This is a genomic window from Bradyrhizobium sp. Y36 (assembly GCF_002531575.1).
GTDB lineage: Bacteria > Pseudomonadota > Alphaproteobacteria > Rhizobiales > Xanthobacteraceae > Bradyrhizobium.
The window spans coordinates 625749-632961 of record NZ_NWTI01000002.1 but is presented as its reverse complement, the minus strand read 5'-3'; the positions used below and the strand labels follow the sequence as shown (position 1 = coordinate 632961).

The window sequence follows — 7213 nt, the reverse complement described above, 5'->3', positions numbered from 1 at the left end:
AGCCTCCATTGGGAAGCCTTGAATCACTCCGGCTCAGCGGCGACAAGGGGGTTTGAGTACAGAACCTAGTGCGGCAACTCGCTACCTGACCGCGAACGGCGCCTGATAAGGCCGGCCGAAGGGCACCCCGTTGATGACGGTCTGGATCGGCTTGAGATAGGCCTTCCCCTCCCTCTTGTTGTTGCGGGTGTCGAGGAAACTGACCGGCCCCTCCACCAGCTCCATGATGGCGACGTCGCCGGGCGCACCGACTTGCAGCGTGCCGATCTTCGGGGCGCGATCGATGATCTTCGCCGGCGCTGTGGTCGCCATCGCGACCACCTGCTCCAGCGTGAAGCCCAGCGTCATGAACTTGCTCATCACGTTGGGCAGGAACGGAATGCCGGGCGAATTGCCGGAGAAGACGTGGATGTCGGAGGAGATCGTGTCCGGCGTGCATCCGCCGGGGATCGCCACTTCCGCCACGGTGAAATCGAAGCTGCCGCCGCCATGACCGACGTCGAACATGACGCCACGCTGCTTGGCCGCCAGGGCCGCAGGCAGCAGCTTGCCCTCCTGGACGATATTGGTGAACACGTTCGACATGTTCGGGGCGCCGGAATAGGCATGCGTCAGCACGTCGCCGGGGCGAAGCAGGTCGAGGATCTCAGACATCAGCTCCTTGGTTTCGACGCCGCCGATATGCACCATCATCTTCGCCGGCCAGCCGCACATCTCGCACGCCTGGATGCCGCGCTTCAGCGGCTCGAGCCCGTGCTTGTAGATCACGTTCTCCGACATCCGCACCTTGACCCCGAGCAGGAAGTCGGCGTTCTCGGCGAGCGCCATCGCGCAGGCTTCGGTCTGCGCGACGTCGATATTGTACAGCTCGGCGGCCGGGAACGCCGACAGGCCGTTGTTGGCGATATGGACGAAGGCGTACATCCGCGCCCGCGTCTGGGCCACGATGAACCGGCGCAGCGCCGCCAGATTGTTGACCCCGGCATCCCCCGCCGAGACGACGGTCGTCGTCGCCTGGAATTGCACCAGCTCGTCGGCGGGAATGCCGATCGCCGAGCCGTAAGGATAGACGTGACTATGCAGATCGATCAGACCGGGCATCACGAGCTTGCCTGACGCGTCGATGCTCTTCAGCGCCCGCTCGGCGGGGATCGTCTCCTGCACCGTCTCGATCGTGCCCCAGCGGATGCCGATATCGCGTTTGGCGCGCAGCGACTGGCTGGGGTCGAGGACCTCGCCGCCGCGGATCACCAGATCGTACTTGTCGTTCGGGCCCATCGCGGCGCGCACCGGCGCGGCGAGGCCAAGGGCTGCAGCGGATGCGGAAAGCGTCAGAAAATCGCGGCGTGACAACGCGGACATGATGATCCCCCCTGTGTTTCTCGTTTGCGGCTTCGACGAGCAGCTTTCCCCTCCGGCGCCAGGGCCGGTGTTCGGAGCGAAGGCGGCGCCAAAGCCGGTTCGCCCGAAGATCCGATCCTAAGGCCGCCTTCGCAAGCTGAGGAGCCACGAAATTTTCTAGAAGCAAATGAACCTTCCGAGACAGGCAACGACTAAATCGCCTGCGTTCACGGCGCCGCCTGGGTCAGGCGCCGGGATCGCCGGCGCCTACTCGATGACTTCGTCGGCGGACGCCAGCAGAGAACCCGGCAAGTCCAGCCCGAGTGCCTTGGCGGTCCGCAAATTGAGGACGGTCTCAAACTTCGTGGGCCGTTCGACCGGCAATTGCTCCGGCCGCGCCCCTTTCAGGATACGATCGACGTATGATGCAAGTCGGCGGTAGGAGTCGTTCAGCTTCGGTCCATAGGTGCAGAGCGCCCCGCTTCTGGCAAAGATCGGCCAGCCCGATATCAAGGGCGCCCGATGCTGCATCGCGAACGCGATGATCTCTTTCCGGTATTGGATGGCAAAGCCGTCCGCGAAAAGCGAGATCGCCTGTGGAGGGTTCTGGCTCATGACCGAGAATGCCGACGTGAGCTGATCCTGGCTCGCCGTGGCGAAGAAATCGGTCGCGATGCCGAGCTTGCTGGCTGTCTCCTCCGAAGTGGCGCGCTCGACCTGCGAGCCCGGATGATCGGGATTGCCGATGATCGCGACACGCTGCAGGCCAGGCACCACGTCCCGCAGGATCTGCAGGCGCTTGGCGTTCAGTTCGGCTGCCATGAAGGTCAGTCCCGTCATGCTGCCGCCGGGATGCGACAGGCTGCTCGCGAAGCCTGCAATCACGGGATCTCCGCTGAACACATACACCGCAGGGACCGGCAGCTTGAGCTGATGCACGACGGCGACGGCAGACCCCTGCACCACCAGGAGCTCCACGGGTTTGCTAACCAGCTCGGACGCAAGCTGCGGCACCCGCGCCAGATCATCATCGCCATAGCGATAAGCGATCTCCAGATTGGTGTTCTCGACATAACCGAGCTCTCTCAGCCCATCCCTGAACACGTCGAGAAACGGCGCAAGGCTCGGTTCGCGCTGCGCCGTGAGAAATCCGATCCGAGAGATTCTGCCCGCCGCCTGTACTCGCTGCCCCGCAGCAAGCACGAAACCAACACCTGAAGACAGAAAGGTACGTCGATCCATTTGGCTGCCCTGCCTGGGAGACCGTCAGCTTAGCCGGGTTTGACGGTGCCATCCAGCAACCGCCGAGCGATCACCGCGCGTGTACGCCCTCTCGATCTGCGCATTCCGGTCGACTGGCGTCAGGTTCGCGGCGTCGGAGGCGACGGCACTGCGGGTTGATCCGGCGATGTCCCTGGCGGCTTCTGTTGCTGCGGCGGCGCATTGACGGGATCTCCGCCGCCATGCGGCACACACGTCCCTACGTTGCTCAGCAGTCGTTTTGCCTCGACATCGCGAGCCTTCTTGTAGTCCCTGCGCCGATCAATTCGGGTCGCCGCCATGCGATCCCACGCCTCGAACGCGTCGGAGTAATGCTGTCGCATCTGCTCCTCTGCGGCGAGACAGTCACTGAACTTGTCGAATACCAGATCGGTATTGACGGGTGAGACACCGCCGACCAGAACCACCAGCATCCATTTCATATTGTCCGCCTACGTTCGCCCGCTCAGCGGGAACGGTGATGCGCCGTCAAAGTTCCGATGCGCGCTGCGAGCCAGCTCAAGCATTCTGGAACCGGGATATAGCGGCAGAATGGCAAGACAGACCAGTGCAACGCATCATCACGCCGGCGGCTATGAGAGCGATGCGGTCCCGCTGGGGAGTTCGAAAACAGCCATTTCTGCTTGTCAATTGCGGTCGGGGCCAACCGCGGGAGAAGAAGATCGCAGCTCGTGGGGTATCGGAGGCATTCGAGCTGGGGCCATTCCGAGGCCACCGCTTTGGCGCAGGACATCGGGAAAATTTAGCAATCTCCGGAATGTGCCGCTTCGTCTCCGGCGGACGACTGAACTCGGAAGACGACTCAGGCCCCCTTCCACAACGCGGCGGATAGGCGCCCTCGCGCCCGCTTGATTTGCGCAATTACTCCCGCTGCTGGAACAAAAGAGCCTTTGTGCACTTTGTAACATTGGGCTCGGCAAGGGGGAATATGGCGGTGACGGAACTTCCAACCATTTTGGTCATCGAAGACGACGAAGCAATCCAGGCGATCGTCGAGGATGCCCTGACCGAGGGAGGTTTCGCAGTCGCGACCGCCCAGACAGGCGAGGAAGCCATCGCCTTGCTAAGGGGCGAGATCGTATCCTATCGAGCTCTCGTCACCGACGTCAATTTGCTCGGGCGCCTCGACGGCTGGGATGTCGCAAGAGCTGCCAGGGAGATCGATCCGCTTTTCCCCGTGGTCTACATGACCGGCGGCGCCGCCGATAAATGGCCCGTCCTCGGTGTCCCCTACAGCGTTTTGCTGCAAAAGCCATTTGCGCCTGCGCAAGTCATTTCTGCCGTGTCCCAGCTCTTGAACGCGGGCCAGCAGCCGACCGGTCCAACGTGAGCCGTTCGCGGATGATGCTGGCCGAGACGATCGAAGATGCGGGCTAGCCGGTCGTTGCGGAAGGCGAACGAGGTCACGAGAAACGCCGCACGTGCGAGTGCCAATGAATTCGGCCCCACGATCTCCAGGCATCAACATCGGGGACCGGACGGTGGATGTTCGCCAACGCGCCGATCTCGACGACCCCAACGATCGAGACCGAAGTTACGACAGCGACGTCTCCAGATTGCGGAAAGGCGCCGTCAAACGACAAACCAGACCGGTCGATCCGTAAGAGACTTCGACCGAGCCGCCGAAATCATCCTTCAGCACCCTCGAAATAAGACGCGAACCAAAGCCCACATCATGGGGCGCCGAAACTGGCGGCCCACCCATCTCTTGCCAAATGAAAACAAACTGAGGCTCCGCAGCCTCGTCTTCGCGGGCCCATGTGATCGACACCCGACCATTTGCGTCACTCAAACAGCCGTACTTTAAGGCGTTCGTCGCGAGTTCATGCACCGCCAGGCATAGAGCCAGCGCCTGTCGCGATTTTACGAACAGAGGTGGACCCGAGATCGAAATCTGACCTTCGCTGGTTCGATAGGGCTTCAGCGCGGAGCTGACGACATCATGCAAGGGGGCGGCCGCCCAATTTGCCGCAGTCAGCAAGTCATGGGCTCGCCCGAAAGCGCCAATCCTATCCTGGTATTTCGCCAGTTCAGCCTTGCTCGAGACATTGCGGAAGGTCTGGCTGGCCACAGCCCCCAACACCGTCAGAGTATTCTTGACGCGGTGTTTCAGCTCTTCGTTTATGAGCTTTATGGTTTCCGTTGCTCTGTGCTCGGACGTCACGTCCCTGCAGACAACGAGAACTCCGCCAACCTCGTTTTCCAGGTCAATTGGGCTGAAGCTGTAGGTCCACCAGACATCTTCAAGCCGGCCATGTCGCGTTACAGGCACCAATTGGTCCTCGTGCCAAGTCGCGCCCTTGCCTGCCATGACATATTCGATTTGGGGACCGATGATATGCCAGATCTCATCCCAGCACTGACGACCCGGCGCGCCCAGTGCGCTCGGATGCCGTTCGGGTCCCATCGTCTCCCGATAAGCATCATTGTAGAATTGAATGAACTCTTGGCCCCACCAGATGAACATCGGATGCCGCGAGTTCAGAACGAGACGCACCGTGACCCGAAGGCTTTGAGGCCATGTCTCCGGCAGGCCAAGAGAGGTTTTCGACCAGTCGAAGGCTCTCGTTAACTCGCCCATCTCTCCACCGCCTGCCAAGAAGCGATGGCCTGACTCATCCACCATTGGGGAATCCTAGTGTCTTCTTGCTCAGCTCGCTGACCCGAGTTTCATCAAACTACGGGGCGCGCGGCTGGATGCGACGGTAGCTAATTACGGACCGAGAAATATCCTGCCGAATGTCGGCTTGGCACTTCACGAGCGCGGACGATTTGGACTTTGGATATCCAGTTTGTGCCAATGCTGGCCGCTTTGCGCCACAGCCTCCCTGTCTCAGCCGCCCTGCGGGTCGGGATTTTGCCACCTCCTTGTAGGGATGAAATCCGGTTCTCTCACCGTGCTGAATCGAACGGTCCATTGCCAGCCGCGCGGAGCACTGGTCCAGACAATCTCTATCTGAGCGCCCCGATACTCCGTCGATGCCTGCGTGCTGCTCGGTACCTTCGACGATGGCACTCCGTAACTTTACGGTTTTGATCTAGATCAAATTTCAAGGGATCAGGCGCGTACGTCCGTGTGCTCGCTTCTGCGATTTCGACCCGAACAAGCAATTCAGGAGGCTTGCAAGGCTTTCGATCAAATCGATCGCCCTCAACCTCAAAGCCGGCATCGCGAGATCGATGCGGCCGTGACCGAAGATGCGCCCGCTGTCGGTCCCTTCAGCGGACAAATGACGAAAGGCTCTTCTCCTACGCCGCCTTCAACACCGGCGTGGGCGGCTGCGACGGCCTCACAAGCGCGAACGCGACCTGCACGATGCCGCCGGCAAGACCGAGCGCGACGCCGATGCGCCAAGCCATGGTGTAGGAGCCGAGCGCGTCGTAGAGCACCCCGCCTCCGTAGGCGCCGAGGAAGCTGCCGATCTGGTGGCTCATGAAGGCGAGGCCCTGGATCATCGCCTGCCAGCGCAGGCCGAACATCTCGGCGACCGCGCCTGCGACCAGCGGGCCGACGCCCATCCAGAGGAAGCCCATGATCGCGCCGAACAGCAGCGTCGAGAACGGCGTCGCCGGCAGCATGAAGTACCAGGCGAGCGCCAGCGAGCGCAGGATGTAGATGCCGCCCAGCAGCGCCAGCTTGTTCCAGCGCTGGCCGGCCCAGCCGAAGAACAGCGAGCCCAGCACGTTGAAGCCGCCGATCATGCCGAGCGTCTGCGCGCTCAGCATCGGGTCGAGGCCGCAGATCGCCAGATACGAGGGCAGATGCGTGGTGAGGAAGACGAGCTGCATGCCGCAGACGAGATAGGCGCAGGTCATCACCGCAAAGGAGGCGTTGCCGAACGCCGCCCGCGCCACGGACGCCGCGGTGGCGTCGCCGATGTCGTCGGCGGCCGGCTTGGGCAGCGGGACCTGATCGACCCGGCCGGCATACCAGGCCGCGGGAATCATCAGCACGGACATCACGACGAAGCCGGCAAGTCCGACGCGCCAGCCGAAGCCCTCGTTGAGCATCTGCCCGATCGGCGCCGACAGCAGCGCGCCGAGCGAGCCCGCGCCGGAGACGATGCCGAGCACGGTGGAGCGCACCGTTGCGGGCACCGCGCGCGCGGCCACTGACATCGCGATCGCAGCCGCAGTGCAGGCCATCGACGTCCCGATCAAAACGCCGCCGCCGATGATGATGCTGACGAGGCCGCCGGCGGTCGCCATCAGTGCGAGCCCTGCGATGTACATCAGCGATCCCACGATCATGATGGGACGGAAGCCGTAGCGCACCGTCATCGCGCCGGCGAGCGGCTGCAGGAAGCCCCAGGCGAGGTTCTGCACCGCCAGCGCCAGCGTGAAATCCGAGATCGAGATGTGGATGTCGTGCGTCAGCGGCTGCATGAAGATGCCGAGGCTCTGCCGCAGCCCCATGCTCAGCGTCAGCATGATCGAGGCGCCGATCAGGATGGGCAATGTCGGACGCAGGACCTGCAACAGGGGCATTTTCTTCTCCCTCGTGGGCACGGCGCCAACGCCGTCGTCCGCTTTTGCCGCTGATTTTGGTTACACAGACCTGTGTACTTAGGCTATGAATGGCTGTTGCTGT

At 62.3% G+C, this 7213-nt stretch carries 6 protein-coding genes; 1 reads left to right on the top strand and 5 read right to left on the bottom strand.

Features of this window, described 5'->3' with window-relative positions:
* Nucleotides 1-81: 81 nt before the first annotated feature.
* The 3 genes from CO669_RS06655 to CO669_RS06645 form a co-directional block, all read right to left on the bottom strand.
* Nucleotides 82-1362, bottom strand: a complete 1281-nt coding sequence (locus CO669_RS06655; RefSeq protein ID WP_097658928.1) for an amidohydrolase family protein — start codon at nucleotides 1360-1362, stop codon at nucleotides 82-84.
* Between the two features lie 246 nt (nucleotides 1363-1608).
* Complete coding sequence (locus tag CO669_RS06650; RefSeq protein WP_097658927.1) at nucleotides 1609-2583, bottom strand: ABC transporter substrate-binding protein; 975 nt, start codon at nucleotides 2581-2583, stop codon at nucleotides 1609-1611.
* Between the two features lie 119 nt (nucleotides 2584-2702).
* On the bottom strand, nucleotides 2703-3044 hold the full coding sequence (locus CO669_RS06645; protein ID WP_097658926.1) for a hypothetical protein: 342 nt from the start codon (nucleotides 3042-3044) through the stop codon (nucleotides 2703-2705).
* Between the two features lie 506 nt (nucleotides 3045-3550).
* On the opposite strand from CO669_RS06645, the gene CO669_RS06640 reads away from it, so the two are divergent.
* Nucleotides 3551-3952 (top strand): response regulator, encoded by a 402-nt coding sequence (locus tag CO669_RS06640; RefSeq protein WP_097658925.1) that lies wholly within the window; start codon nucleotides 3551-3553, stop codon nucleotides 3950-3952.
* 204 nt (nucleotides 3953-4156) lie between these two features.
* Here the strand turns inward: CO669_RS06640 and CO669_RS06635 are convergent, their stop codons facing one another.
* Together CO669_RS06635 and CO669_RS06630 are read right to left on the bottom strand one after the other, a co-directional pair.
* Nucleotides 4157-5248, bottom strand: coding sequence for a sensor histidine kinase (locus tag CO669_RS06635; protein WP_097658924.1), 1092 nt, complete (start codon nucleotides 5246-5248; stop codon nucleotides 4157-4159).
* Nucleotides 5249-5871: 623 nt separating this feature from the next.
* The gene (locus CO669_RS06630) at nucleotides 5872-7110 is read right to left on the bottom strand and encodes an MFS transporter (protein WP_097658923.1); all 1239 of its coding nucleotides are present in this window, start codon (nucleotides 7108-7110) and stop codon (nucleotides 5872-5874) included.
* Between the last annotated feature and the right edge of the window lie 103 nt (nucleotides 7111-7213).

Coding starts and splice junctions, on each gene's coding strand:
- CO669_RS06655 (WP_097658928.1), bottom strand. CDS start 1,362: ATGTCCGCGTTGTCACGCCGCGATTTTCTGACGCTTTCCGCATCCGCT.
- CO669_RS06645 (WP_097658926.1), bottom strand. CDS start 3,044: ATGAAATGGATGCTGGTGGTTCTGGTCGGCGGTGTCTCACCCGTCAAT.
- CO669_RS06635 (WP_097658924.1), bottom strand. CDS start 5,248: ATGGTGGATGAGTCAGGCCATCGCTTCTTGGCAGGCGGTGGAGAGATG.
- CO669_RS06650 (WP_097658927.1), bottom strand. CDS start 2,583: ATGGATCGACGTACCTTTCTGTCTTCAGGTGTTGGTTTCGTGCTTGCT.
- CO669_RS06640 (WP_097658925.1), top strand. CDS start 3,551: ATGGCGGTGACGGAACTTCCAACCATTTTGGTCATCGAAGACGACGAA.
- CO669_RS06630 (WP_097658923.1), bottom strand. CDS start 7,110: ATGCCCCTGTTGCAGGTCCTGCGTCCGACATTGCCCATCCTGATCGGC.